Source organism: Sphingobium estronivorans (assembly GCF_008692605.1).
Classification (GTDB): domain Bacteria; phylum Pseudomonadota; class Alphaproteobacteria; order Sphingomonadales; family Sphingomonadaceae; genus Sphingobium; species Sphingobium estronivorans.
The window spans coordinates 106,238-132,457 of the sequence record NZ_LFCT01000005.1 but is presented as its reverse complement, the minus strand read 5'-3'; the positions used below and the strand labels follow the sequence as shown (position 1 = coordinate 132,457).

The window sequence follows — 26,220 nt, the reverse complement described above, 5'->3', positions numbered from 1 at the left end:
AAGTGCCTAACGCGGCATTTGCAGCGATGCGTAGCAGGTAAAGCCGCTCGTCCCCGACTGGAGGCGGCGGATATAGTTCAGATAGGCCTGATTCTGGTCATAGCCGGTCCCCGGCAGCCGCCCACCGCGCAGCGCCTGCTTCACCTGTTCCCCGGTAAAACCCTGTCCGGCGCCCGGAAAGGCCCCCTGCGTGCCTGCCGGCACGACCTGGCCATTGGGCGCGATATAGTTGCCGCCCCGGCTCTGATCCGGCACCGGAATCGTGCAGTTGAGCACCGAGGCTGCGGTGTTGGCCAGCGCCGGGCGAATCGACACGATGGCCGATGCCGCCACCGCCCCGCCCATCAGCAACTGGCGGCGCGAAGCAACGGCCTGATCCAGCCCGGCATCAGGCGATCCGGCATTCTTCTCGGGTGGCAATGGCTCGCTCATGTCATCCTGATCCGCTATCGCGCTTGCCAAAATGTAAAAATTGCACGCTATTGCGACAGGCTTTGCAGCAAATGCGCCCAATTTCCAACCATGGTAACCATGAATCGCCTCTCGACATCCCAGATCACCGCTTCGCTCGCCGTCCTGTTGCTGGCAACCGGCGGCGCGCTGATGATCGGCGCGAAGCCGCTTCAGATCATCCTGCCGGTGCTGGCGGGGCTGGTGATCCTGATCATCGCGGCGGGGGGCGATGGTCGCGCCGAAAAGCCGAAATCAGCGGTCATGGACATGCCCGACATCGTCGCCCATCCCGATGCGCGCGGATTGCTGGAGGGCATTTCCGATCCGCTGATGCTGATCGAACGAGGCCGGATCCTGTCCGCCAACCGCGCGGCGAAACGCCTGTTGGGCGCGCATATAGAGGGGGAGGATGCCCGCATCGCCATTCGCCATCCGGCGGCCGCCGAACGGCTCGCCAGCCTGGCGCCCATGGCCGAGCCGGTGGTGATCGAACTGGTGGGTCTGGGCACCCGCGACCAGCGCTGGCAAATGCGCATCGCACCGGTAGGGGAGCCGGAGCAGGTCCGGCGACTGGTGCATCTGGCCGACCATAGCGGCGCCCATGCCGCCGAGAAGATGCGCGTCGATTTCGTCGCCAATGCCAGCCACGAACTGCGCACGCCGCTGGCCGGGATATTGGGTTTCATCGAGACGCTGGCCGACCCCGATCTGGGCCGCGACGTGGAAACGCGCCAACGCTTCCTGTCGATCATGGACGGGGAGGCGCGGCGGATGCAGCGGCTGATCGACGACCTGATCTCGCTCTCCCGCATCGAGGCGGAGAAATATCGCGTGCCCGACTGCGCCGTCGACCTGTCGGGGCTGGTGGCCGAGGTGGTCGGCGTGTTCCGTTCCAGCCATGGCGAGCGGGGGCGCGAGGTGGAGATGGGCATCGCGGCTGACCTGCCCAGCGTGCAGGGCGACCGGGCGCAATTGTCGCAACTGCTGCACAATCTGATCGGCAATTCGGTCAAATATGGCCGCGCCGGCACGCCGATCCGCGTGACGCTGATGGACGGTCCCAACGGCATGGTGCGGCTGGGCGTCGCGGATGAGGGCGAGGGCATCGGCCCGGATCACCTCCCGCGTCTGACCGAGCGCTTCTATCGCGTCGATTCGGGTCGCAGCCGGGCGGTCGGCGGCACGGGGCTTGGCCTCGCCATCGTCAAGCATATCGTGGAACGGCATCGTGGCCGGCTCGACATCGCCAGCGTGCTGGGCAAGGGGACGACGATCTCCATTCTGCTGCCCCGGATGGCGGTGGAGGAAAAGGCCGTCGCGGCAAGGGCCTGAATAAAAAAGAGGGGGTGGCTCGCGCCTCCGGCCGCATTGTCATAAAAGTGCAATTCAATTGTCACAAAGGCGCGATGTACCGAGGTTACGGCGCGTGCTCAGAGGGGGCAGCGACGGCGAATCGCGGCCTTTTGACGAAGGAGACATTCCGTGAAGCATATCGCTCTGCTTGCTGCGACGACTGCGGCCGCACTCACTCTTGCCGGCTGCGGCCAGCAATCCGGCGGCGCGGCTGGCGGGACCCGCGACCAGATTCGCGCGGTCGGCTCCTCCACCGTCTACCCCTTCGCCACGGCGATTGCGGAGATGTTCGTTCAGGGCAATCCCGGCATGAAGTCGCCGATCGTCGAATCGACCGGCACGGGCGGCGGCATGAAGCTGTTCTGCGCGGGCGTCGGCGCCCAGCACCCCGACATCGCGGACGCATCGCGCCGCATGAAGAAGTCGGAATATGAGGATTGCCAGAAGAATGGCGTCAAGGACATCATCGAGATCCAGATCGGCGTCGACGGCCTCGCCTTCGCCGAATCGAACAAGGGCCCCGGCTTCAAGCTGACCCCGAAGATCGTCTATGAGGCCCTGGCCGCCAATCCCTATGGCAAGGGTCCGAACAAGGCGCAGACCTGGAAGGATGTCGACCCCAGCCTGCCCGCCACCGCCATCTCCGTCTTCGGCCCACCGTCGACCAGCGGTACGCGCGACTCGCTGGCTGAGCTGATCCTGACCAAGGGCTGCGAAACCGACCCGGCGATGGGCGAACTCAAGAAGAAGAGCGAGGACGAGTTCAAGGCCACCTGCACCCGCGTTCGCGAGGACGGCAAATATGTGGATTCGGGCGAGAACGACAATCTGATCGTCCAGAAGTTGGCCGCCAACCCCAACGCACTGGGCGTGTTCGGCTTCAGCTATCTGGAGGAAAACAAGGACATGCTGAAGGACGTGTCCATCAACGGCGTCGAGGCGACCTATGAAACCGTGTCGACCGGCACCTATCCCGGCGCGCGCCCGCTCTACATCTATGTGAAGAAGGCGCACATGACCGCGATCCCCGGTCTTCAGGCTTATCTCAACGCCTTCGCGGCCAATTGGGGGCCCGATGGCGCGCTGGCCAAGCGCGGCATGGTCGCGGCGCCCGAAGCCGTGCGCAAGGCGAGCGCCGAAGCGGTCAAGTCGCTGACCGTGCTCGACGGTTCGCAGCTCAAGTAAGACAGGGAATATGACCGGTCCTGCAATTCTCCTGCTGCTGGCAGGTCTGGGCGCCATCGCCTGGGTCAGCGCCCGCGCCCGTGCGATGCGGTTGCAAACCGCCGCGCGGGCGTCGGGCCGCCGCGATGCCGTGCATAGCCTGCCGGGCTATCATGGCTGGTATGTCGCGCTCTGGACGCTGGTGCCTGCCGGTATCTTCCTGGCGGTCTGGGCGAATGTCGCCCCTGGCCTCGTCACGGAATCAGTGCTGAGCAGCCCGGCAGCGCAGAGCCTGCCCGCCGACGATTTCTCGCGCTCCGCCATTTTGGGCGAAGCGCGGGCGATCGCGGTCGGGGCGCAGGCGGGGGCGTTCAACCCGCTCTCGCAGGGCCTGGTCGAACCCTATAAGGACGCCATCGGCAAATATGGCATGGCGGGCGCGACGCTCGCGATCGTGCTGGCCTTTGCGGGTGGCGCCTATGCCTTCACCCGCGTCCGCCCCGATTTCCGGACGCGCACGCGGGTCGAACGGCTGGTGATGGCGACATTGCTGATCGCCTCCCTGCTGGCGATCATCACCACGCTGGGCATCGTCGCCTCACTGCTGTGGGAAAGCTTCCGCTTCTTCTCCATGGTCAGCCCCATCGACTTCCTGTTCGGCATCAAATGGAGTCCGCAGTCGGCCGCGCTCGGCTATGGCAATGATGATGCCTTCGGTGCGGTGCCGCTATTCTGGGGCACGATCTTCATCGGCGCGATCATCGCCATGATCGTCGCCATTCCCCTGGGCCTGATGAGCGCCATCTACCTGACCCAATATGCCAGCCCGACCGTCCGCAAGTGGATGAAGCCCACGCTGGAAATGCTGGCGGGCGTGCCGACTGTTGTTTACGGCTATTTTGCCGCGCTCACCATCGCCCCTGCGCTGCGGGACTTCGCGGTGAAGATCGGCATCCACGGAGCCTCCTCCGAAAGCGCGCTGGCAGCCGGTCTGGTGATGGGCGTGATGATCATTCCCTTCGTCTCCTCCATGGCCGACGACAGCATCGCCGCCGTGCCGCAGTCGATGCGCGACGGCAGCCTGGCCATGGGCGCCACCACCAGCGAGACGATCAGCCGCGTGCTGATCCCCGCCGCCCTGCCCGGCGTGGTCGGCGGCGTGTTGCTGGCGGTCAGCCGCGCCATCGGCGAAACGATGATCGTGGTGATGGCGGCGGGTCTGGCGGCCAACCTCACCCTCAACCCCTTTGCCAGCGTGACGACGGTGACGACGCAGATCGTCCAGTTGCTGACCGGCGACCAGGAATTCGACAGCGCCAAGACGCTGGCGGCCTTTGCCCTGGGTCTGGTGCTGTTCATCGTCACCCTGCTGCTCAACATCGTGGCCCTGCGGGTCGTGAAGAAATATCGCGAGGCTTACGAATGAGCGCGACACCCACAGTCCCTAAAAGGCTTCCCACCGACTGGAAGTCGGACGCGATGCGCAAGCGGATCGCCCGGCGCTATGCCGCCGAACGTCGCTTCAAGCTGGCCGGCCTGTTGGCTGTCGGCCTGAGCGCCGCCTTCCTCGCCTTCCTGCTGTTCAGCATGTTGGGCAACGGCCTGCGCGGCTTTACCCGGACCGAGATCGCGGTGCAGGTGGATTTCCCTGCTTCCCCGCTGCTGCTCGACCCCAATGCGATTACCGATCAGGCGCTGGCCAATGCCAATCTGCCGATGGTAACGGGCGCGGTCGTGAAGAAGGCGCTTGGCGCGGATGCCGAGGAATGGGTGTCGCCCACGGCCTGGACCGTGCTGCGCGACAGGATCAAGGCCGATCCCAGGATTCTGGGCCGCATCGAGACGATTAAGCTGCCTGCTTCGACCGCCATCGACCTCGCCGCCAAGAGCCAGGGTTCCCCGGACGCGGAAGCGGCCGTGAACCGGCTCAGCAAGGCCAGGCTGATCTCCACCGGCTTCAATTGGGGTTTCCTGACGCTCAGCGACGGCACCGATCCCACGCAGGTCGGCATCTGGGGGGCGTTCAAGGGCACGCTGCTCACCATGCTGGTGACGTTGGCCCTGAGCTTCCCGGTTGGGGTCGCCACCGCCGTTTACCTTGAGGAATATGCGCGCAAGAACTGGATGACCGACGTCATCGAAGTGTCGATCAACAATCTGGCCGCCGTGCCCTCGATCATCTTCGGCCTGCTGGGCCTGTCCATCTTCCTCAATGTCCTGCACCTGCCCCGTTCCGCCTCACTGGTCGGCGGCATGACGCTGGCGCTGATGACCATGCCGGTCATCGTCATCGCGGGCCGCAACGCCATCAAGTCGGTGCCGCCCAGCATCCGCGACGCGGCGCTCGGCGTCGGCGCTTCGCCGGTCCAGGTGGTGTTCCACCATGTGCTGCCGCTGGCGCTGCCGGGCATCCTGACCGGCACCATCATCGGCATGGCCCGCGCTTTGGGTGAAACCGCGCCCCTGCTGATGATCGGCATGCGTGCTTTCATCGCCACGCCGCCGGGCGGGATCACAGACCCCGCAACCGTGCTGCCGGTGCAGATCTTCCTCTGGTCGGACGAAGTCTCCAAGGGCTTCGTCGAAAAGACCTCTGCCGCCATCATCGTTCTGCTGGTCTTCCTGCTCGCGATGAACGGCCTCGCCATCTACCTGCGCAACAAGTTCGAAAGGCGGTGGTAACCGCGATGACAGCCATGATCCATGAACAGCACAATATGACCCCGACCGTCGAAACCAAGATGACCGCGCGCGACGTCAAGGTCTTCTACGGCGAGAAGCAGGCGATCAAGGGCGTGTCGATCGATGTCGACATGGACAATGTCACTGCCTTCATCGGCCCGTCGGGCTGCGGCAAGTCGACCTTCCTGCGGACGCTGAACCGCATGAACGACACCGTGGCGAGCGCGCGGGTCGAAGGCACGATCACGCTGGACGGCGAAGACATCTACGCCCCCAGCATGGACGTGGTGCAACTGCGCGCCCGCGTCGGCATGGTGTTCCAGAAGCCCAATCCCTTCCCCAAGTCGATCTACGAAAATATCGCCTACGGCCCGCGCATCCACGGGCTGGCGCATGGCAAGGCGGACCTGGAGGTGATCGTCGAGAAATCGCTGCGCCGCGCGGGCCTGTGGGACGAGGTGAAGGATCGCCTGCATGACAGCGGCACGGCCCTGTCGGGCGGGCAGCAGCAACGCCTCTGCATCGGCCGGGCCATCGCGGTGGAACCCGAAGTCATCCTGATGGACGAACCCTGCTCGGCGCTGGACCCCATCGCGACCGCCAAGATCGAGGAACTGATCCACGAACTGCGCGGCCGCTACGCCATCGTGATCGTCACCCACAATATGCAGCAGGCCGCCCGCGTGTCGCAGCGGACCGCCTTCTTCCATCTGGGCGAGCTGGTCGAATATGGCGTGACGTCGGACATCTTCACCAATCCGCGGCAGGAACGGACCAAGGATTATATCACCGGACGCTACGGCTGATCAGGGGAAAGACAAGAATATGGCGGAACATACGATCAAGGCGTTCGACCAGGAAATGGACAAGCTGCGCGGTCTGATCGCCGAAATGGGCGGTCGCGCGGAAGAGGCGATCGAAAAGGCGATGCTCGCGCTGCAACGCCATGACAGGGCGATGGCGGCGGACGTCGTCGCCGATGACAAGCGCATCGACGCGATCGAGGCGGAAGTCGAAAAGCTGGCGATCGAGGTCATCGCCCTTCGCGCGCCGATGGCGAACGACCTGCGCGACGTGATCGCGGCGCTCAAGATCGTCAGCGTGGTCGAACGCATCGGCGACTATGCGAAGAACATCGCCAAGCGCGTGCCGCTGATGAATGCCAATCAGCGCATGCAGGAGCCGATCGCGCTTCTCCCTTCCATGGGCCAGGTCGCGGGTGAGATGGTGCAGGATGCGTTGAACGCCTTTGCCGCGCGCAATGCGGATCTGGCCCTGGCCGTGATCGAGCGCGATACGGTGGTGGACGATTTCTACAACAGCGTGTTTCGCACGCTCGTCACCTTCATGGTCGAAAATCCCAAGACGATCAGCGAATGCGCGCATCTGCTGTTCATCGCCAAGAATATCGAGCGCATCGGCGACCATGCCACGAACGTGGCGGAAATGGTCTATTACGCCGCAACCGGCAATACGGCGCCCGAACGCGAGCGCGGCGGCCAGAACCAGGAGGACTGAGCATGGCCCGCGCCAAAATGCTTCTGGTGGAGGATGACGCGGCGCTGGCCGAACTCCTCATCTGGCACTTCAAACGGGAGGATTTCGAGGTTTCCCACACCGTCGACGGCGAAGAGGCATTGTTGATGGCGCAGGAAAATGTGCCCGACATCGTGCTGCTCGACTGGATGGTGGAAAGCCTGTCGGGGATCGAGGTTTGCCGCCGCCTGCGTCGCATGAACGGCACGGCGAACGTGCCGATCATCATGCTGACCGCGCGCGGCGAGGAAGAGGATCGCGTCCGGGGGCTGGAAACCGGCGCGGACGATTATGTGACCAAGCCTTTCTCGCCCCGCGAGCTGGTGGCGCGCGTCGGCGCGGTGCTGCGGCGCGTGCGCCCGGCGCTGGCGGGGGAAACGCTGACCTTCGCGGATGTCGAGATGGATACGGTGGGCCACAAGGTCCGTCGCGGCGGACAGGTGATCCCGCTGGGGCCGACCGAATTCCGCCTGCTGAAACATTTCCTGGAGCATCCGGGCTGGGTCTTCTCGCGCGAGCGTCTACTCGACAGCGTGTGGGGGCAGGACAGCGACATCGAACTGCGCACGGTGGACGTGCATATCCGCCGCCTGCGCAAGGCCATCAATGCGGATGGACGCTATCACGACATCATCCGTACCGTTCGATCGGCAGGCTATGCGCTGGATACGGATGGGGTGGCGTAAGGACGACTAATTCTGTGTCGCATCGTTGTTTGCGAAAAGCCGGATTCCACCTTTTCGCACGATGCTCTGTGCAGGGTCTTGCCGCCAAACAAAAGCGCCCCGGCCTTCTGGCCGGGGCGCTTTTGTCTCAACCTCTCGCCGGACCTCAAGCCGCCTTGCGCGCCTTGGTCAGTTTTTTCATCAGCATGTCCCGCTTCAGGCGCGACAGATGGTCGATGAACAGCACGCCCTGCAAATGATCCATCTCGTGCTGGAGGCAGGTTGCGAGCAACCCTTCCAGTCGCTCCTCATGGATGCGGCCGTCGCGGTCCATCCAGCTTGCGCGGATGGATGCGGGCCGTTCGACTTCGGCGAACTGGTCGGGGACCGACAGGCAACCCTCATTGTAAACCGACAGATCTTCCGAATCTTCGAGAATCTCCGGATTGATGAACACCATCGGCTTCTTGACCGGCGGCGCATCCTCCTCGTCCGATTCCGGTTCCTGGAGGTCCATCACCAGCACGCGCTTGGGCACGCCGACCTGGATCGCCGCCAGGCCGATGCCGGGCGCATCGTACATCGTCTCGAACATGTCATCGATCAGACGCTGCAAATCATCATCGATCGCCTCAACCGGAGACGAAATGGTACGCAGGCGCGGATCGGGCGCCTCCAAAATGGGAAGAATGGCCATGCGCCTAAAATAATCGGATAGCCGGGAAAATTCAAGCGACCGGGCGCCGCGCCCTCAGCGCCTGTGCCAGCGTGCCTTCGTCCAGATAATCCAGCTCCCCGCCGACCGGCACGCCATGGGCAAGCTGGGTCAGACGGACGGGAAATTGCTCCAGCCGCTCCGCCAGATAATGGGCGGTCGTCTGCCCCTCCAGCGTGGCGTTCATCGCCAGCACAACCTCATCGATACCCCCAGCCTCAACCCGCGCCACCAGCGCGTCGATACTCAGATCCTCCGGCCGGACACCCTCCAGCGCCGAAAGCCGCCCGCCCAGCACATGGAAGCGCCCCGGAAACAGCCGCGACTTGTCCAGCGCCCACAGATCCGCCACATCCTCCACCACGCAGAGCGCGCGCGCATCGCGCCTCGTGTCGGCGCAGATGCCGCAGGGGTCGACGGTATCGACATTGCCGCATAGGCTGCACGTCACCAGCCGATCGTTCACCGCATCGAGCGCGCGCAGCAGCGGCTCCAGCGCGGATTCGCGCTTCTTGAGCAGATGCAGCACAGCGCGCCGCGCCGAACGCGGGCCAAGGCCGGGCAGGCGGGAGAGCGCCTGCGTCAGCGCTTCGATTTCGGGAGAAGCCATGGAACCGGAATAAGGGCTTGCAAGTCGTGGGCACAAGGGGTTTGAGGTGCCGCCATGCGTATCGTCTATATGGGAACCCCCGATTTCGCCGTTCCGGCTCTGGCCGCACTGGCCAAGGCCGGGCATGAGATCGTCGCCGTCTACAGCCAGCCGCCCCGTCCGGCGGGGCGCGGCAAGGCGCTGCGCCCCTCCCCTGTCCATGCCAAGGCCGAGGAAATGGGGATCGAAGTCCGCACGCCGGTGTCCCTTAAGGATGCGGAAGTGCAGGCCGCCTTCGCCGCGCTGAACGCCGATGTCGCAGTGGTCGCCGCCTATGGCTTGATCCTGCCGCGCCCGATTCTCGATGCGCCGCGCCTGGGCTGCATGAACATCCATGCCTCCCTGCTGCCCCGCTGGCGGGGCGCGGCGCCGATCCAACGCGCCATATTGGCGGGCGACAATGTCATCGGCGTCACGATCATGGACATGGAAGCGGGACTCGACACCGGGCCGATGCGCGCCAAGCATGTCACCCCGGTCGAGGACAAGACCGCCGGCGCGTTGACGCAGGAACTGGCCGAAGCGGGCGCGGAACTGATGGTCGAGGTGCTGGACGACATCGACCTGCATCCCCCGGTGCCCCAACCGGAGGACGGCGTCACCTATGCGTCCAAGATCGAAAAGGCCGAATCGCGCATCGACTTCAGCCGCGACGCGCATCAGGTCGAGCGGCAGGTGCGCGCCTTCAATCCTTTCCCCGGCGCCTTTTTCGAATATCGCGGCGAACGGTTCCGCATCCTGACCGCCCATGTCGAGGATCATGAAGGCAGCAGGGAGAACAGGGCGGGCGAACTGCTCGACAACAGCCTGCTGATCGGCTGCGGCCATGGCGCGATCCGCCCGACGCTGATCCAGCGCGCAGGCAAGGGCGCGATGTCCGCGGGCGAATTGCTGCGCGGCTATGACATGCCTGCGGGCAGCCGGATCGACGCCTGACCCTATGACCCGTTTCGCCTTCACCGTCGAATTTGACGGCCGCCCCTTCATGGGCTGGCAACGGCAGGCCCATGGCCCCAGCGTCCAGCAGGCGATAGAGGACGCGATCCGCGCCGTCACCGGCGAACAGGCCGTGATCCACGCGGCGGGGCGCACCGATGCGGGCGTCCATGGCTTGGCCATGCGTGCCCATGCGGACATTGAAAAGGAGATGACGCCGTTCCGCCTGATGGAGGCGCTGAACGCGCTTCTCCGGCCCGATCCGGTTGCGATTCTGGCCTGCGAGGTCGTACCCGACGATTGGCATGCGCGCTTTTCCTGCCTTGGCCGCTCCTATGTCTATCGCATCGCCAACCGGCGCGCGCCGCTGACCTGGGAGAGCGGGCTATGCTGGCGCGTGATCCAGCCGCTGGACGAAGCCGCCATGCACGATGCGGCGCAGCTTCTGGTCGGGCGGCATGACTTCACCACCTTCCGCTCGGCCCATTGCCAGGCGGAAAGTCCGGTCAAGACGCTGGACCGGCTGGACGTGGAGCGTGTCGGCGACCGCATCGCGATCTACGCGGAGGCACGATCCTTCCTCCATCATCAGGTGCGATCGATGGTCGGCTGTCTGGCCATGGTAGGCATGGGCCGCTGGTCCATCGGCGATCTGGAAACGGCCCGCGATGCGCAGGATCGCGCCGCCTTGGGCCTCAATGCGCCGCCGGACGGACTATATTTCGTCAGCGCCCGCTATCCGGGCGGGTGATCAGAGGCTGGCGCGGAAGGGCGTGAAATTCGTGCCCTCGTCATACACATCCAGCCCCTCGGCCCGCTTCAGGCCGTTGACCACCATATAGGTCACAGGCGTGAGCACCACTTCCCAGCCGACCTTCATCGCCCAGTTGGTGATCATCACGGTCAGCACCTGTTCCTGGGTCCAGATGCCGTAGAAGGCGAGCGGATAGAAGAAGAGGCTGTCCACCCCCTGTCCCACGATGGTCGAACCGATGGTGCGGGTCCACAGGTGCTTGCCCTGCGTCAGCAGCTTCATCTTGGCGAGCACGAAGCTGTTGGCGAACTCCCCAGCCCAAAAGGCCGTGACCGATGCGAAGACGATGCGCCAGGTGCTGCCGAACACGGCTTCATACGCCTTCTGGTCGGGCCAGCCTTCCGCCGGCGGCAATTGCACCACCACCCAGCTCATCAACGCCATGAACAGCATCGCGCCGAAGCCTGCCCAGACGCAGCGCCGCGCACGCGCATAGCCATAGACTTCGGTCAGCACGTCGCCCAGCACATAGCCCAAGGGGAAGAACAGAATGCCCGCGCCGAAGGTGAAGCCACCCACGGTCGACAGCTTCGCCGCGCCAATCAGGTTGGACAACAGCAATATGGCGACAAAGGCCGCCATGCAAAAATCGAAGTAGCGCAAGGGGCGTGCGCCCAGCGCATAGGCGTCGATTTTTCTGATCCCCTCTTCGCTCATGCCGCTGTGCATAAATGGCATTCCGGCAAAAGCAATGCCGCGCATGATTGCGCGACCGGCCAAGCCCGGCTATCGAGCCGGTGACGGCCCCGTAGCTCAGTTGGATAGAGCATTCGCCTTCTAAGCGAATGGTCGCAGGTTCGAATCCTGCCGGGGTCGCCAATCCGACGCCGTCAGCCTTTCTTGTCAGCGCCCCGGATCGCGGGCTTCATCGCATCATAAACCATGCCGGTCAGCATCAGGCTGCCCTGTCGCGACAGATGATCGTCGTCGGAATAAAGCGGCACGCCATGCGCCGTCATCGCGCAATGGCCGGTGCGGCAGAGCAGGCGGTGGGGATAGAGAATCTTCACCGGAAAATGGCGCTGCATCTGGTCGAAGGCGTTGAACACGCCACGCTGCCGCCGCAGATAGTCCGCCCGCGACAGATTGAGCGGCGCAGGTTCGCTGTAGAGCTCCGCCCGCGCCAGCGTTTCGGGCACATTGCGGCGGAATTCAGGGATGGGCGCGACCAGGATCACCTGCTTGCCCATGGCCGCCAGCGTCCGCACCGTTTCCTGAAGGCCCGCGCGGAAGAGCTGCGCGTCGCGGCCGAGGCTGCGGTCGTCATCCTCGTCCCGGCCGAGATAGCAGGGCGTACCCCCCTCCGGCCGCTTGCCGTTGGCGCAAAGCCCCCAGCGCGACACCAGGAAAACCGTATGGATGGACGGGGTGGTGCGCAGCGTTTCCAGCACCAGCCGGTTGAACTCGCTGCAATCATGGGCCGGCGGCTGGTCCAGCCGGTCGAGGCCCATCAGCGTCGGACAGGCGGGGTAGGACGCGATCCGCCCCGACAGGCCCAGTGCATTTCCGGCCCGGTCGAACGCGGGTTTCAGCGCATGGGCATGGGAATCGCCCCAGAGGAGGAAGCTGGGCGCCGTGCCGTTGCGCGCGCCCACCGGGCAAAGCCTGTGATGCCGCGCCGGCGCCATGCCGGAACAGTGCGCGGGCAAATAGGCCATGCTCCGACTCGCGGCATCGAGCGCCGCGACCGATGGCGCGACCCGTGATGGCAAACCGTCGGAGAAATAAAGCAGCGCCCCGGCCCCGCCCCCGGTCATGACCAGCGCCCCGGCAAAGGCGAAGGCGCGGCCCGTGGTGAAGCTGCGCGACCGGCGGAACGGCTCTTCGACGAACCGCCAGCTGATCCAGGCGACCAGCAGCGACAGCAGCATGACCAACAGTTGCTCCCGCAAGCGCCAGTCGCCATCGGTGCGATAGGTCCAGAAGACGATGATCGGCCAGTGCCAAAGATAGAGCGAATAGGAGATGCGGCCGATCGCCACCGGCACGGCTTGGCCGAGCAGTCGGTTGACCAGCGATCCGGTCAGCCCCGCATGCAGGATCAGCATGGCGCCCAGCACCGGAAACAGGGCATTGACGCCCGGAAAGACGGTCGCGTTCGAAAAGTCGAGGATGGCCCATCCGATCAGCGCCAGGCCGGCGAACCCGCACAACTGCGCCGCGAAGGGGCTGCGGATGGCGGGAATCCGACCCGTCGCCAGCAACGCCCCGCCCAGAAACTCCCACGCCCGCGGAAAGGGCAAATAGAAGGCCGTGACCGGCGACCGATCGACCAGCAGCAGCGCGGCGAGGAAGGATAGCAGCGCCACCATCCCCAGCATCGGACGGAAGCGCCCGCCCGCCCGGAAGATGAGGAGCATCAGCAGCGGAAAGACAATGTAGAATTGTTCCTCCACCGCGAGCGACCAGCCATGGAGCAGCGGCGCCTCCTCCGCGGCGGTGCCGAAATAACCGCTATGCCGCGCGAAATAGAAGTTGCTGGAAAACAGCACCGTCGCCACCGCGCTCGTCCCCAGGGCGCGATAGTCGAGCGGCAGCAGGATCAGGCTGCCTGCCGCGATGGTCACGGCGATCATCGCGAACAGCGCCGGGAAGATCCGGCGGATGCGGCGGGCGTAAAAGCCGGTCAGGGTGAACCGGCCCTGCTCCAGTTCGCGCGCGATGATCGACGCGATCAGATAGCCCGAAATGACGAAGAAGATGTCGACCCCGACAAAGCCGCCATAGAAGGGCCAGAGATCGAGATGGAAGAACAGCACCGGCAGCACGGCGAGCGCGCGCAGCCCGTCAACGTCGCGGCGATAGGCGATATGCGGCTGCGCCCAGTCCTCCGGCGATACCGGCAGGATGGCAGGGGATGCACGGGTGGCGATGCTCTTTCCCTCCTTTTTTCAAAGGGATTGGGCAGTGATAGAGGCTGTACCAGCCAGCGCATCAGGGCATCGGGAGAGGCGCGCAGGGCAAAAGTGGTAGGGCGATCGGTCAACCGCGCGCGCGCAGCAGCAGATCGTCGGTCACGGTCATGGTGAAGATGGGATCGGCGTCGGCCGGCACTTCGGCAATGGCATCGACGAAGGCCGCGCGCGTCTCCGGCTCGTCATAGACCATCTTCCGGTCGAAGGCCGCGCGCCAGGTCGCCTCGTCCGGCCATTCGGCGTAACCGACGAAGCGCCCGTCCGCATCGCGGTGCAGGCGCGAACCGTAACTGCCGTATTTTTCGCGGATCAGGTCGGTTCCCCGGCGCCAGGCCTTGCGGAACTGCTCTTCCTTGCCGGGGTGGACGCGCCACCAATAAACCGCGACGAACATCGGCTCTCTCCTTTGCGGGAGAGAATGATGCGATGCGGGGAAGGTTGCGACAGAAAAAAGGGCGCCCGGTTCCCCGCGCGCCCTTTTTGGGAAGCGAAAATCAGAGAACCGACTGGCCGGTCTTTTCCCAGTCGGCCAAGAAGCCGGCAATGCCCTTGTCGGTCAGCACATGGTTGAACAGCGCCTTTATGACCGAGGGCGGCGCGGTCATCACGTCGGCGCCGATCTTCGCCGCTTCCAGCACATGGATGGGGTGACGGACCGAGGCCACCAGGATTTCGGTGTCGAACGCGTAATTGTCGTAGATCAGGCGGATATCCTCGATCAGCTTCATGCCGTCGAAGCCATTATCGTCATGCCGGCCGACGAAGGGCGAGATGAAGGTCGCGCCCGCCTTGGCCGCCAGCAGCGCCTGATTGGCCGAGAAGCAGAGGGTGACGTTCACCATGACGCCATCGCCGGTCAGCGCCTTGCAGGTCTTGAGGCCGTCGATGGTCAACGGCACCTTGATGCAGACATTGTCGGCGATCTTCCGCAGCACGGCGGCTTCCTTCATCATCGTCTCATGGTCGAGCGCGACGACTTCGGCCGACACCGGCCCTTCGACCAGCCCGCAAATTTCCTCGACCACTTCCAGGAATTTACGGCCCGACTTGTGGATCAGCGAGGGGTTAGTGGTAACGCCGTCCAGCAGGCCCGTGGCGGCAAGGTCGCGGATTTCGTTGGTGTCGGCGGTATCGACGAAGAATTTCATGGCGTGGCTCCGAAGGGAGAGTGGCGAATCGCGCTCCCTTTAGCGGCTGATGGCGGATTTAGCCATTATTGCCGTTCGCCGAGGCTTTACCGCCGCGCCCGCGCAACATTATGACGGTGACACCTTTCCAAAGGACCGATCGATGCTCCGCCTTCAGCGTTCCCGCTCTATATGGGACGCGTCCCTGCTCATCGCAATGAGCGCCGCCATGCCCGCCGCCGCCGCGACCAGCGAAACCCAGGGGTGGATGACCGAATCGCTTATCGTCAAGGCAAGCGATGCCGACACCGTCCTGATCGACGCCAGCCAGCGCTTCCGGCGGGACCGTTCCAATGGCGATCAGCAGGTCGCGCGCGTCTCGCTCGATCATCGCATCGCGACGGGCGTGCAGATCGGCGCGGGCTTTGCCTATTTCCACTCCGGTCCCGAACAGGAAATGCGCCTGTTCCAGCAGCTGTCGATGGCGAAGGGCATGTGGCTGTCCCGCACCCGGATCGAGCAGCGCTTCTTCGACACCGCCGACAAGGCGGGTTGGCGCCTGCGCCAGCGGGTGCAGGCGTCGATTCCGCTCGACGTCGGCAAGCAATGGACGCTGGTCGCAGCCGCCGAGTTGATGGTCCAGCTCAATCGCGCCAAGCCCAGCGACAAGACCGGCCTGGCCGTGATGCGCCATCAGATCGGCCTGCGCCATCCGATCGGCAAGGCGCTGGACGCCCAATTGCTCTATATGCGGCAGCAGACTTTCCGCGACGGCAAGCCCGATGCGGTGGCGCATATCCCCTGGCTGACATTGAGCTGGAAAATCTGACGCTTCCTCCCTTGCCTCCCCCGTCCCTGCCATTAGGGAAGGGGCGATGAGTTCGCGCGCCCGTGTCATCCTGCTGAACGCTGCCCTGGGGCCGCTCGACTATCGCGTGCCGCATGGGATGAACGCCAGGCCCGGCAGCATCGTCGTCGCGCCGCTGGGACCGCGCCAGATCGTCGGCGTGGTGTGGGAGGAGGACAGCTTCCCCGATATCGAGACGGTGGGCGACAACCGCCTGCGCAATATCGTGGCGCTGGTCGATGCACCGCCGGTGCCCGAAACGGTGCGCCGCCTGATCGAGTGGACGGCGGACTATTATCTCGCGCCCATCGCCGCCGTGCTGCGCATGACGCTGGCATCGATGGCGGCGCTGGAGGGGGCCCGCACCGTCATCGAATATCGCGCCACCGGCGAGTTGCCGGACCGCATGACCGAGCAGCGGACCCAGGCGATGGAGCGCATCGGGGAGCGGCAGGGGCTGATCCGCGAACTGGCGATGATCGGCGGCGTCAGCGATGCGGTGATTCGCGGCCTTATCAAGGCGGGCGCCTTCGAAGCGGTGGAAGTCAGCGTCGATACGCCCTTCCCCAGGCCCGATCCCGACCATGCTCCGCCGCTTTTGTCCGACAAGCAGGGCGCCGCCGCCGATCAGTTCATCGCGGCCGTGAAGGACCGGACCTTCGCCCCCTTCCTGCTCGATGGCGTGACCGGATCGGGCAAGACCGAGGTATATTTCGAAGCCATTGCCGCCGCCATCCGCGAGGGGCGGCAGGTGCTGGTGCTGCTCCCCGAAATCGCACTGACCGAACCCTTTCTCGAACGGTTCGAAAAGCGCTTCGGCACGGTGCCGGTCAACTGGCACAGCGGCCTGCGCCAGAGCGAGCGGCGTCGGGCGTGGCGGGCAATCGCGGCGGGCGAGGCGCCGGTGGTGGTCGGCGCGCGCTCGGCGCTGTTCCTGCCCTATCCCAATCTCGGCCTCATCATCGTCGACGAAGCGCATGAAGCCAGCTTCAAGCAGGAGGACGGCGTCCATTACCACGCCCGCGACGTGGCGGTGATGCGCGGCCTGATCGAGAAATTCCCGGTCATCCTCGCCTCGGCCACGCCCGCCATCGAGACGCGGCATCAGGTGGAACTGGGCCGGTACAGGGAGATCAAGCTCCCCTCCCGCTTCGGCGGCGCGGCCATGCCCGCCATCGAGGAGGTCAACCTGCTGACCGATCCGCCCGAGCGCGGCCGCTGGATCGCCCCGCCCCTCGTCCGCGCCATCGACGAAAATATGGCGAAGGAGGAGCAGAGCCTGCTGTTCCTCAACCGCCGGGGCTATGCGCCGCTGACGCTCTGCCGTCATTGCGGCTATCGTTTCCAATGCCCCAATTGCACCGCCTGGATGGTCGAGCACCGGCTGACCCATCGCCTCGCCTGCCACCATTGCGGCCATGTCATCCCGGCCCCGCGCTTCTGCCCGGAATGCAAGGAGGAGGATTCGCTGGTTGCCTGCGGCCCCGGTGTCGAGCGCATCGCGGACGAGGTGAAGGCCCTCTGGCCCAATGCCCGCACCGCCATTGTCACCTCCGACACGCTGTGGTCGCCCGCCAAGGTCGCGGAGTTCGTGAAATCGGTGGAGGCGGGCGCCATCGACATCATCGTCGGCACGCAGCTCATCACCAAGGGCTATCATTTCCCGAACCTGACGCTGGTGGGCGTGATCGACGCGGACCTGGGGCTGGAGGGCGGCGACCTGCGCGCGTCGGAGCGCACCTTCCAGCAAATCGTGCAGGTGGCGGGACGCGCCGGGCGCGGGCAAAAGCCGGGCCGCGTCTTCGTCCAGACCCGCATGCCGGAGGCGGAGGTCATCAAGGCGCTGATCGCGGGCGATTCGGAACGCTTCTATGAGGTGGAGACGGCCAATCGCCGCCACGCCAACGCCCCGCCCTTCGGCCGCTTCGCCGCGATCATCATCTCCAGCGAGGATGCCGACGAAGCCGCCGAAGTCGCCCGCCTGATCGGCAAATCGGCTCCTCTGATCGAGGGCATGCGCGTCTACGGTCCCGCGCCCGCGCCGCTTTCCGTGCTGCGGGGCCGCCATCGCCACCGCCTGCTGATCCACGCCACTAGGCAGGTCGACGTGCAGGGCGCGATCCGCGAATGGCTGGGCAATCTGACATGGAAATCGGGCACGCGGGTGGCGGTGGACGTCGACCCCTACAGCTTCATGTGATGGAAAGCCCCTGCGTCAATATCTGCACGCTCGACAAGGCCCGGCGGGTCTGCACCGGCTGCGGGCGCACGACCGATGAGATCGCCCGTTGGCGAGGGATGAGCAAGGCGCAGCGGCGAGCGATCATGGAGCGGTTGAAAAAGGCCTAACCCTGCCCTTCCCGCTCCAGCAGCGCTCTCTTCCGCTCGACCCCATAGGCGTAGCCGCCCAGACTTCCATCGCTCCGCAGAACGCGATGGCAGGGGATCAGCACCGCCAGATTATTGCCGCCGCAAGCCGTTCCGGCTGCCCGCACCGCGCCCGGCTTGCCGACCGCCGCCGCGATTTCGCCATAGGTCCGCGTCTCGCCCGGCGGTATGGCGCGCAGCGCCGCCCAGACCGCCTGCTGGAAGGCCGTTCCCGACACATCCATCGGCAGTTCCAGCGCTGCCGCCGGATCGTCGATCAACCGTGCCACCTGCGCCGCCAATCCGAGAAGCGCCTCATCGCCGGGCAGAATCTCCGCCTTGGGAAAGCGTCGGCGCAGGTCCGATTCGCCTTCGTCGAAGCTGATCCGGCACAATCCCCGCTCCGTCCCCGCAACCAGCGCGGGCCCAAGGCTGGTCGCCACCACCGCATGGCGAATCACCGCGCCCCGGCCCCCGTCCCGCCAGGCGCTGGGCGTCATGCCCAGATGCTGCCCGACATCGGCATAGGCCCTGCTCGGCGCATTATAGCCCGCTTCATAGATGGCTGCGGTGACGCTGCTCCCCTCCTCCAGCGCGCTTTTCAACCGTTCGGTGCGCAGCGACCGGGCATAGGCGGCGGGCGTCATCCCCGTTTCCCGTTTGAACAGCCGATGGAAATGATGCGGCGCATAGCCGGCATGATCCGCCACCTCCCCCAGCGAAGGCGGCGTTTCGGCGGCAGCGATGAAGGCGATGGCGGCGTCCACCGCCAGCCGGTCGCGCCCCACCTCGTCCGGGCGGCAGCGCAGGCAGGCGCGGAAACCCGCCGCCCGCGCCCCTTCGGGATCGGGCAGGAATATCATATTTTCCCGCCGGGGATGGCGCGCGGCACAACTCGGCTTGCAATAGATGCCGGTGGTCAGCACGGCGCCGACAAACCGCCCGTCAAAGGCGCGATCCCGGCGCAGAAAAGCGTCCCAGCACGCCTCGGCGTCGGGCATCGAGCGCTTCGCAGGTTCGATATGTCTCATCTCGGTCATGCATATGGGATAGGGCGTTGGAATGCGCCAGACTTCCCGCCGCTTGCGGTCAAAAGGCGGTTTCGCATATTTCCGCATTGCCTCAATCCCGCCATTGCATATGAATGCCGCAAATCATGGTCGCATTATTCCGTCGCCTCGCCCTGATCCTCGCCCTCGTCGCGCCCCTGAGCGCGCGTGCGGAGCAGCAGGATATCGCCGCCGCCGCCCGCGGCGTGGTTCGCGTCGTGCTGGTCGCGACCAACGGCTCCGACGCCTATTTCGTGGGGCATGGCAGCGGCTTTGCGGTCGCGCCCGACAAGATACTGACCAACGCCCATGTGGTCGAACTGACGCGGCAGGAAAAAAATCTCGTCATCGGCGTCATCCCTTCGGAAGGGAGCAAGACCTTTGGCGGCCGGATCATCGCCTATTCGCCGGGCAACGACCTGGCGCTGATCCAGCTGGAGGAAGGGAGCCTGCCGGTCAGCACCTTCTACGGCGGGGCGGTCAGCGACGGGCAGCATGTCACCGCCATCGGCTATCCCGGCACGGTCGACCGCGCGCAGGGCCTGGGCCTGAAGCAGATGGTCGAGCCGCTGGGCACGGTCAAGACCAGCGGCAATGTCTCCTCCGGCCGCGCCAGCCAGAATTTCGACACGGTGCTGCACACCGCGCCGCTGGCGGCGGGCAATAGCGGCGGCCCGCTGGTCGACGATTGCGGGCGCGTGCTGGGCGTCAACAGCTTCGGATCGGTGTCGGACGGCAATGATGCCGAATTCGGATTCGCCGTATCCTGGCGGGAGGTCGCCTCTTTCCTGCGGCAGGCGGGCGTTTCTTCGCTGCACACGGTCCTTCCCTGCCGATCCATGGCGGAGGCCGACGCCGCCGAAGCCGCCCTCACCCAGCGCGAGGAGGCGCGGAGCGAACAGTCCGAACGCGCCCGCGCCGACGCCCGCGAAGCCGCGATGAACAAGGCGCGCGACACCGCCGAGCGCGACGTGATCTCTGCCCGCGAAAATGCGATGGCAGGCGCCGCCGTGCTGCTGGCGCTGGCGGTGCTGGGCCTTGGCGGAGGCGGCCTGTTCTACAGCCAGGGCAAGGAAAGGCGCGCGACCTGTTGGCTGGCCGGGGGCGGCCTGCTGCTGTTCGGCGCGATCGGACTGTTCTTCCTCAAGCCCAGCTTCTCCAGCATCGACGAGCGCGTCAAACTGCCCGAGGACAAGAGCGTCACCGCCAACAATGCCTATGCCTGGGCGGGCGACAATCTGTGCAAGGTCGACCTCGACCGCAGCCGCCTCACCGTGTCGGAACCCAATGACATCGGGTTCAACTGGGCCGATGGCGGCTGCGTCGATGGGCACACCCAATATGTGTCGTCCGGCACCGGCTGGCAGCGGGCGGGCATCCCCGACGACCGCAATTTCGTGACCGTCAGCCGCTTCGACCCGGCCACCGGCATCCTGCGGGTCCAGCGCTGGCTGCCCGATCTCGACACCATGGCCAGGGCGCGGGCGCTGGTGAAGAACGGCCCGATCAAGGGCTGCGGCAGCGACCCTGCGTTGCTGGCGAAGATCGCCTCGCTCCAGACCGATCTTGGCGCCCTGTTGTCGGCCCAGCCCAATGAGCGGATCGTCTATCATTGCCAGAAGGGACGGCTCGCCCCGGCCGACACCCGGCAATAGCCGATTCGCCACTCATAAAAACTCAGGCAAATCGCAATGCTGTCATCCTGACGGCGGAATCGCGTTCCATGGCTTGCATAGTCATAATCCCGCTGCTAACCGGCCCCCCAACAGGGGACCGGGGCAATTACTGCTCCCCTCTTTTTGCATGACCGGCAAATGAAGTGCCAGTGAACGAATGGAGGACGGTAAGCGCGTGGAGACGACCGGCGGTATTCAGGCCAGCCTCAGCGGCCGCTATGCGGTGGCGCTGTTCGATCTGGCCCGCGACGGCAAGACGCTCGACACCGTCGCAGCGAGCCTGGCGGCGCTCAAGACGGCAATTGCCGAATCGGCTGATTTCAAGGGGCTGATCAACAGCCCCGTGCTCAGCCGCGACGCAGCGGGTAAGACGATCGCAGCGGTCGCATCCGCCATGAGAATCGACGCGCTGACGACGAATTTCCTGGGCGTGCTCGCCCAGAATCGCCGCCTCTCTCAATTGCCCGCGGTGATCCGCGCCTATGAGACGCTGCTGTCGAATCACAAGGGCGAGGCCCGCGCCGAAGTGACGAGCGCTCACCCGCTCGACGCCGATCAGGTCGCCGCCCTGCAAAAGAGCCTCAAGGCCCGCGTCGGCCGCGAAGTCGCAGTCGATGCCAAGGTCGATCCCGCGATCCTGGGCGGGCTGGTCGTCAAGATCGGCAGCCAGATGATCGATTCCTCCATCCGCACCCGTTTGAATAGTCTCGCCCAGGCGATGAAAGGCTGAACATGGATATCAACGCCGCAGAAATTTCGAAGGTCATCAAGGACCAGATCGCCAATTTCGGCACCGAAGCGCAGGTGAGCGAAGTCGGTTCCGTGCTGACCGTGGGTGACGGCATTGCCCGCGTCCATGGCCTCGACAACGTCCAGGCGGGCGAAATGGTCGAGTTCGCCAATGGCGTGCAGGGCATGGCGCTGAACCTCGAAGCCGACAATGTCGGCGTCGTGATCTTCGGCTCGGACGCCGAGATCAAGGAAGGCGACACCGTCAAGCGCACCGGCACCATCGTCGACGTTCCCGTCGGCAAGGGCCTGCTCGGCCGCGTGGTCGACGGCCTCGGCAACCCGATCGACGGCAAGGGCCCGATCCAGTACACCGAGCGCAAGCGCGTGGAAGTCAAGGCGCCGGGCATCATCCCCCGCAAGTCGGTGCACGAGCCCGTGCAGACCGGTCTCAAGGCGATCGACGCCCTCGTCCCCGTCGGCCGCGGTCAGCGCGAACTGATCATCGGCGACCGCCAGACCGGCAAGACCGCCGTCGCGATCGACACCTTCATCAACCAGAAGACCGCGAACGCCGGTGATGATGAGAGCAAGAAGCTCTATTGCATCTACGTCGCCGTCGGCCAGAAGCGCTCGACCGTCGCGCAGATCGTCAAGCAGCTCGAAGAAAACGGCGCTATGGAATATTCCATCGTCGTCGCCGCGACCGCTTCGGAACCCGCTCCGCTCCAGTATCTGGCGCCCTACACCGGCGTCACCATGGGCGAATTTTTCCGCGACAACGGCATGCACGCCGTGATCGTCTATGACGACCTTTCCAAGCAGGCCGTCGCCTATCGTCAGATGTCGCTGCTGCTGCGTCGTCCTCCGGGCCGCGAAGCCTATCCGGGCGACGTTTTCTATCTCCACAGCCGCCTGCTGGAGCGCGCTGCGAAGATGAACGACGCCAACGGCAATGGCTCGCTGACCGCGCTGCCGATCATCGAGACGCAGGCGGGCGACGTGTCGGCCTACATCCCGACCAACGTGATCTCGATCACCGACGGCCAGATCTTCCTCGAAACCAACCTCTTCTACCAGGGCATCCGTCCGGCCATTAACGTCGGCCTGTCGGTGTCGCGCGTCGGCTCCGCCGCGCAGACCAAGGCGATGAAGAAGGTGTCCGGCTCGATCAAGCTGGAGCTGGCCCAGTATCGCGAAATGGCGGCCTTCGCCCAGTTCGGTTCGGACCTCGACGCGTCGACCCAGAAGCTGCTGAACCGTGGCGCGCGCCTGACCGAGCTGCTGAAGCAGGGCCAGTTCTCGCCGCTGCCGTTCGAAGAGCAGACCGCGTCGATCTTCGCCGGCACCAACGGCTATCTCGATAGCGTCGCCGTCAAGGACGTGACCCGTTACGAAGAGCTGATGCTCGCCTATCTGCGTCACGATTACCCCGAAGTGCTGGCCGCGATCCGCGACAGCAAGGATCTGGGCGACGATGCCAAGGGCAAGCTGAAGGCTGCGCTGGACAGCTTCGGCAAGACCTTTGCGTAAGACGGGCGCTTAACGAAGTGCTGACCGCTCATTCCCTCCTGGCCTGGACCGTCATGGCGATCGGTCTGGTGCTGCTGCCGGGACCGGACACCATGCTGGTGGCCGGTCACTCGGCACGGCTTGGGCTGAAGGCGGGAATGGCGGCGATCGGCGGCATCCTGATCGGCGGGCTGTTCTACATGGCGTTGTGCGGCTTCGGCTTCCTCAGCGTGCTGAACGCGGTGCCGGGGTTGTTCGTGGCGGTGAAGATTGCAGGGGCCATCTACCTCGCCTGGCTGGGTCTTTCGATGCTGCGGGGCGCGATCAAGCCCTCGCCCGCTTCGGAAGCGCCCAAGCTGCGGATCGGTGGATCGCCCTTCACCCAGGGGTTCATCAGCACTGTGCTGAACCCGAAGGTCGCGATCTTCTTCCTCGCCGCGCTGCCGCAATTCGTCGGCACCGGCCCGGACGCCCCGTGGCAGGGCATGATGCTGATCGCAATCGTCTATGTGCTGGGCTTCTTCTGGTGCGCCCTGCTGGCCGTGCTTGCCACCAAGGCAGGCCGCAAAGTGGGTCAGAGCAGCGCGATGCGCTGGTTCGAAGGCGCCATGGGCGTCGGTTTCTTTGGTCTCGCGGGCCGTCTGGCCCTTGCTCGGAATGTTTGAACTATGGCTAGCCTCAAGGAACTGAAGCTGCGCATCGGGTCGGTCAAGTCGACCCAGAAGATCACCAAGGCGAAGCAGATGGTCGCCGCGGCCAAGCTGCGCAAGGCGCAGGCCGCTGCCGAAGCTGCCCGCCCCTATTCCAGCCGCCTGGAAGCGGTCGTGGCCTCGCTGGCTTCGAAGATCGCGGGCGGTTCGGGCGAAGGCGCTTCCCCGCTGCTCGCCGGCACCGGCAAGGATGAGGTGCATCTGCTGGTCGTCGCCAACTCGGACCGTGGCCTCGCCGGTGCGTTCAACGCGAACATCGTCAAGGCCGCCCGCGCCAAGGCGGATGAGCTGATCCAGCAGGGCAAGACCGTCCGGTTCTACCTGATCGGCCGCAAGGGCCGCCCGGTCATCAACCGGACCTTCCCCGGCATGATCGTCGCCCAGTTCGACACCACCGCCGCCAAGGAGCCGGGTTACGCCCAGGCCGAAGAAATCGCGCATGAGCTGACGCAGATGTATCTGAACGGCAAGTTCGACGTCGCGCATCTTTTCTTCTCGCGCTTCAAGTCGGCTCTCGCCCAGATTCCGACCGAGCAGCAGATCATCCCGGTCAAGATCCCCGCCGACGCCGACCGCAACGCCATCGGCGCGACGGTGGAATATGAACCGAGCGAGGAAGCGATCCTCGACGATCTGCTGCCGCGCAATGTGACGGTGCAGATCTTCAAGGCGCTGCTGGAAAACAATGCGTCCGAACAGGGCGCGTCGATGACCGCCATGGACAATGCGACCCGCAATGCCGGCGACCTCATCAACAAGCTGACCATTCAGTATAACCGCAGCCGTCAGGCCGCGATCACCACCGAACTCGTCGAAATCATCTCGGGCGCCGAAGCCCTTTAAGTGCAGGCAAGGACAGAAGTCATGGCAACCACCAACAATGTAGGCCGCATTTCGCAGGTCATCGGCGCTGTCGTCGACGTGACCTTCCCCGATGCGCTGCCGTCGATTCTCTCGGCGCTGGAAACCAGCAACAACGGCCAGCGCCTGGTGCTGGAAGTCGCCCAGCATCTGGGTGAGAACACCGTCCGCACCATCGCGATGGACTCGACCGACGGCCTGACCCGCGGTCAGGAAGTCACCGACACCGGCGCGCAGATCAGCGTTCCCGTCGGCCCGGCCACGCTCGGCCGCATCCTGAACGTCGTCGGTGAGCCGATCGACGAGCGCGGCCCGGTCGGCACCACCCTCTCCGCCCCGATCCACGCCAAGGCGCCTGAGTTTGTCGACCAGTCGACCGACGCGTCGATCCTCGTCACCGGCATCAAGGTCATCGACCTTCTCGCTCCCTACGCAAAGGGCGGCAAGATCGGCCTGTTCGGCGGCGCGGGCGTCGGCAAGACCGTGCTCATTCAGGAACTGATCAACAACATCGCGAAGGGCCATGGCGGCACCTCCGTGTTCGCGGGCGTCGGTGAGCGTACCCGCGAGGGCAACGACCTGTATCACGAATTCCTCGACGCCGGCGTTATCGCCAAGGACGCCGACGGCAATGCGATCAGCGAAGGTTCGAAGGTGGCGCTGGTTTACGGCCAGATGAACGAACCGCCGGGCGCCCGCGCGCGCGTCGCCCTGTCGGGCCTGACCATCGCGGAATATTTCCGCGACCAGGAAGGCCAGGACGTGCTGTTCTTCGTCGACAACATCTTCCGCTTCACCCAGGCGGGCGCGGAAGTGTCGGCTCTGCTCGGCCGTATTCCTTCGGCCGTGGGCTATCAGCCGACCCTCGCCACCGACATGGGCGCCCTTCAGGAACGCATCACCTCGACCAACAAGGGTTCGATCACCTCGGTTCAGGCCGTCTACGTCCCTGCGGACGACTTGACCGACCCGGCGCCGGCGACCTCGTTCGCGCACTTGGACGCCACCACCGTTCTCAACCGCGCCATTTCGGAACTGGGCATTTATCCGGCGGTCGACCCGCTGGACTCGACCAGCCGCGTTCTGGAGCCCCGCGTCGTCGGTCAGGAGCATTATGAAACCGCCCGCGCGGTTCAGGCGATCCTGCAGAAGTACAAGTCGCTTCAGGACATCATCGCGATCCTGGGCATGGACGAGCTGTCGGAAGAGGACAAGCTGACCGTCGCCCGCGCCCGCAAGATCCAGAAGTTCCTGTCGCAGCCCTTCCACGTCGCGGAAGTCTTCACCGGCATCTCGGGCAAGTTCGTCCAGATCGAGGACACTGTGAAGTCGTTCAAGGCCGTGGTCGAAGGCGAATATGACCATCTGCCCGAAAACGCTTTCTACATGGTCGGCGGCATCGACGAAGCCATCGAAAAGGCGAAGAAGCTGGCTGCCGAAGCGGCGTAAAGCAGAACTCA

The 26,220-nt window shown here is 65.1% G+C and carries 26 protein-coding genes and 1 tRNA gene; 19 read left to right on the top strand and 8 right to left on the bottom strand.

Going from position 1 to position 26,220, the window contains the following annotated elements; genetic code table 11:
• Positions 1 to 6: 6 nt before the first annotated feature.
• On the bottom strand, positions 7 to 432 hold the full coding sequence (locus F7P65_RS05845; RefSeq protein WP_150290817.1) for a hypothetical protein: 426 nt from the start codon (positions 430 to 432) through the stop codon (positions 7 to 9).
• 99 nt (positions 433 to 531) lie between these two features.
• Here F7P65_RS05845 and F7P65_RS05840 point away from each other — a divergent pair, with 99 nt between their 5' ends.
• From F7P65_RS05840 to phoB, 7 genes are all read left to right on the top strand, one after another.
• Positions 532 to 1,785: an ATP-binding protein gene (locus F7P65_RS05840; RefSeq protein ID WP_150290842.1), complete on the top strand. Its 1,254-nt coding sequence runs from the start codon at positions 532 to 534 to the stop codon at positions 1,783 to 1,785.
• A 150-nt stretch (positions 1,786 to 1,935) separates the two neighbouring features.
• The gene (locus F7P65_RS05835) at positions 1,936 to 2,991 is read left to right on the top strand and encodes a substrate-binding domain-containing protein (RefSeq protein WP_150290816.1); all 1,056 of its coding nucleotides are present in this window, start codon (positions 1,936 to 1,938) and stop codon (positions 2,989 to 2,991) included.
• A gap of 10 nt (positions 2,992 to 3,001) precedes the next feature.
• Positions 3,002 to 4,396 carry a phosphate ABC transporter permease subunit PstC gene (gene pstC, locus F7P65_RS05830; RefSeq protein WP_150290815.1) on the top strand — a complete coding sequence of 465 codons (1,395 nt, stop codon included), beginning with the start codon at positions 3,002 to 3,004 and terminating at the stop codon, positions 4,394 to 4,396.
• Positions 4,393 to 5,652 carry a phosphate ABC transporter permease PstA gene (gene pstA, locus F7P65_RS05825; protein WP_150290814.1) on the top strand — a complete coding sequence of 420 codons (1,260 nt, stop codon included), beginning with the start codon at positions 4,393 to 4,395 and terminating at the stop codon, positions 5,650 to 5,652. Before pstC ends, pstA begins: the two co-directional genes overlap by 4 nt.
• A 5-nt stretch (positions 5,653 to 5,657) precedes the next feature.
• On the top strand, positions 5,658 to 6,458 hold the full coding sequence (gene pstB / locus F7P65_RS05820; protein WP_205451944.1) for a phosphate ABC transporter ATP-binding protein PstB: 801 nt from the start codon (positions 5,658 to 5,660) through the stop codon (positions 6,456 to 6,458).
• Positions 6,459 to 6,477: 19 nt separating this feature from the next.
• Positions 6,478 to 7,170, top strand: a complete 693-nt coding sequence (phoU, locus tag F7P65_RS05815) for a phosphate signaling complex protein PhoU (protein WP_150290813.1) — start codon at positions 6,478 to 6,480, stop codon at positions 7,168 to 7,170.
• Positions 7,171 to 7,172: 2 nt separating this feature from the next.
• Complete coding sequence (gene phoB / locus F7P65_RS05810; protein ID WP_150290812.1) at positions 7,173 to 7,874, top strand: phosphate regulon transcriptional regulator PhoB; 702 nt, start codon at positions 7,173 to 7,175, stop codon at positions 7,872 to 7,874.
• A gap of 145 nt (positions 7,875 to 8,019) precedes the next feature.
• Here the strand turns inward: phoB and def are convergent, their stop codons facing one another.
• Positions 8,020 to 8,550, bottom strand: a complete 531-nt coding sequence (gene def / locus F7P65_RS05805) for a peptide deformylase (protein WP_150290811.1) — start codon at positions 8,548 to 8,550, stop codon at positions 8,020 to 8,022.
• Positions 8,551 to 8,581: 31 nt separating this feature from the next.
• On the bottom strand, positions 8,582 to 9,178 hold the full coding sequence (gene recR, locus F7P65_RS05800; protein WP_150290810.1) for a recombination mediator RecR: 597 nt from the start codon (positions 9,176 to 9,178) through the stop codon (positions 8,582 to 8,584).
• 54 nt (positions 9,179 to 9,232) lie between these two features.
• Here recR and fmt point away from each other — a divergent pair, with 54 nt between their 5' ends.
• Positions 9,233 to 10,153 carry a methionyl-tRNA formyltransferase gene (fmt, locus tag F7P65_RS05795; protein ID WP_150290809.1) on the top strand — a complete coding sequence of 307 codons (921 nt, stop codon included), beginning with the start codon at positions 9,233 to 9,235 and terminating at the stop codon, positions 10,151 to 10,153.
• Between the two features lie 4 nt (positions 10,154 to 10,157).
• A complete protein-coding gene (gene truA, locus F7P65_RS05790) occupies positions 10,158 to 10,904 on the top strand; it encodes a tRNA pseudouridine(38-40) synthase TruA (protein WP_150290808.1) in 747 nt (248 codons plus the stop codon).
• Here truA and F7P65_RS05785 read toward each other — a convergent pair whose 3' ends face one another.
• Positions 10,905 to 11,624, bottom strand: a complete 720-nt coding sequence (locus F7P65_RS05785) for a queuosine precursor transporter (RefSeq protein WP_150290807.1) — start codon at positions 11,622 to 11,624, stop codon at positions 10,905 to 10,907.
• 85 nt (positions 11,625 to 11,709) lie between these two features.
• On the opposite strand from F7P65_RS05785, the gene F7P65_RS05780 reads away from it, so the two are divergent.
• Positions 11,710 to 11,786 (top strand) — tRNA-Arg (locus tag F7P65_RS05780).
• 11 nt (positions 11,787 to 11,797) lie between these two features.
• Here F7P65_RS05780 and F7P65_RS05775 read toward each other — a convergent pair.
• From F7P65_RS05775 to fsa, 3 genes are all read right to left on the bottom strand, one after another.
• A complete protein-coding gene (locus F7P65_RS05775) occupies positions 11,798 to 13,750 on the bottom strand; it encodes an acyltransferase family protein (protein WP_338053889.1) in 1,953 nt (650 codons plus the stop codon).
• A 199-nt stretch (positions 13,751 to 13,949) separates the two neighbouring features.
• Positions 13,950 to 14,276 (bottom strand): antibiotic biosynthesis monooxygenase family protein, encoded by a 327-nt coding sequence (locus F7P65_RS05770; RefSeq protein ID WP_150290805.1) that lies wholly within the window; start codon positions 14,274 to 14,276, stop codon positions 13,950 to 13,952.
• 100 nt (positions 14,277 to 14,376) lie between these two features.
• On the bottom strand, positions 14,377 to 15,030 hold the full coding sequence (fsa, locus tag F7P65_RS05765) for a fructose-6-phosphate aldolase (RefSeq protein WP_150290804.1): 654 nt from the start codon (positions 15,028 to 15,030) through the stop codon (positions 14,377 to 14,379).
• A 142-nt stretch (positions 15,031 to 15,172) separates the two neighbouring features.
• Here fsa and F7P65_RS05760 point away from each other — a divergent pair, with 142 nt between their 5' ends.
• The 3 genes from F7P65_RS05760 to F7P65_RS05750 are packed head-to-tail and all read left to right on the top strand — an operon-like array spanning position 15,173 to position 18,205.
• Entirely contained in the window at positions 15,173 to 15,838 is a 666-nt protein-coding gene (locus tag F7P65_RS05760; RefSeq protein WP_150290803.1) for a DUF2490 domain-containing protein, read from the top strand.
• Positions 15,839 to 15,884: 46 nt separating this feature from the next.
• Positions 15,885 to 18,056, top strand: a complete 2,172-nt coding sequence (locus F7P65_RS05755) for a primosomal protein N' (protein ID WP_150290802.1) — start codon at positions 15,885 to 15,887, stop codon at positions 18,054 to 18,056.
• Positions 18,056 to 18,205 (top strand): DUF1289 domain-containing protein, encoded by a 150-nt coding sequence (locus tag F7P65_RS05750; protein WP_150290801.1) that lies wholly within the window; start codon positions 18,056 to 18,058, stop codon positions 18,203 to 18,205. The genes F7P65_RS05755 and F7P65_RS05750 overlap by 1 nt, the downstream gene beginning before the upstream one ends.
• On the opposite strand, the gene ada is transcribed toward F7P65_RS05750, so the two are convergent.
• Positions 18,202 to 19,263, bottom strand: coding sequence for a bifunctional DNA-binding transcriptional regulator/O6-methylguanine-DNA methyltransferase Ada (ada, locus tag F7P65_RS05745; RefSeq protein WP_150290800.1), 1,062 nt, complete (start codon positions 19,261 to 19,263; stop codon positions 18,202 to 18,204). The two genes, F7P65_RS05750 and ada, sit on opposite strands and share 4 nt — an antisense overlap.
• 116 nt (positions 19,264 to 19,379) lie before the next feature.
• Here ada and F7P65_RS05740 point away from each other — a divergent pair, with 116 nt between their 5' ends.
• From F7P65_RS05740 to atpD, 6 genes are all read left to right on the top strand, one after another.
• Positions 19,380 to 20,927, top strand: coding sequence for a S1C family serine protease (locus F7P65_RS05740; protein ID WP_150290799.1), 1,548 nt, complete (start codon positions 19,380 to 19,382; stop codon positions 20,925 to 20,927).
• 196 nt (positions 20,928 to 21,123) lie between these two features.
• On the top strand, positions 21,124 to 21,678 hold the full coding sequence (locus tag F7P65_RS05735; RefSeq protein WP_162854543.1) for a F0F1 ATP synthase subunit delta: 555 nt from the start codon (positions 21,124 to 21,126) through the stop codon (positions 21,676 to 21,678).
• Positions 21,679 to 21,680: 2 nt separating this feature from the next.
• Positions 21,681 to 23,210 carry a F0F1 ATP synthase subunit alpha gene (atpA, locus tag F7P65_RS05730; protein WP_150290797.1) on the top strand — a complete coding sequence of 510 codons (1,530 nt, stop codon included), beginning with the start codon at positions 21,681 to 21,683 and terminating at the stop codon, positions 23,208 to 23,210.
• A gap of 17 nt (positions 23,211 to 23,227) precedes the next feature.
• A complete protein-coding gene (locus F7P65_RS05725; protein ID WP_205451939.1) occupies positions 23,228 to 23,854 on the top strand; it encodes a LysE family translocator in 627 nt (208 codons plus the stop codon).
• A 3-nt stretch (positions 23,855 to 23,857) separates the two neighbouring features.
• A complete protein-coding gene (locus tag F7P65_RS05720; protein ID WP_150290796.1) occupies positions 23,858 to 24,742 on the top strand; it encodes a F0F1 ATP synthase subunit gamma in 885 nt (294 codons plus the stop codon).
• A gap of 21 nt (positions 24,743 to 24,763) precedes the next feature.
• The gene (gene atpD, locus F7P65_RS05715; RefSeq protein ID WP_046764878.1) at positions 24,764 to 26,209 is read left to right on the top strand and encodes a F0F1 ATP synthase subunit beta; all 1,446 of its coding nucleotides are present in this window, start codon (positions 24,764 to 24,766) and stop codon (positions 26,207 to 26,209) included.
• Positions 26,210 to 26,220: the final 11 nt, after the last annotated feature.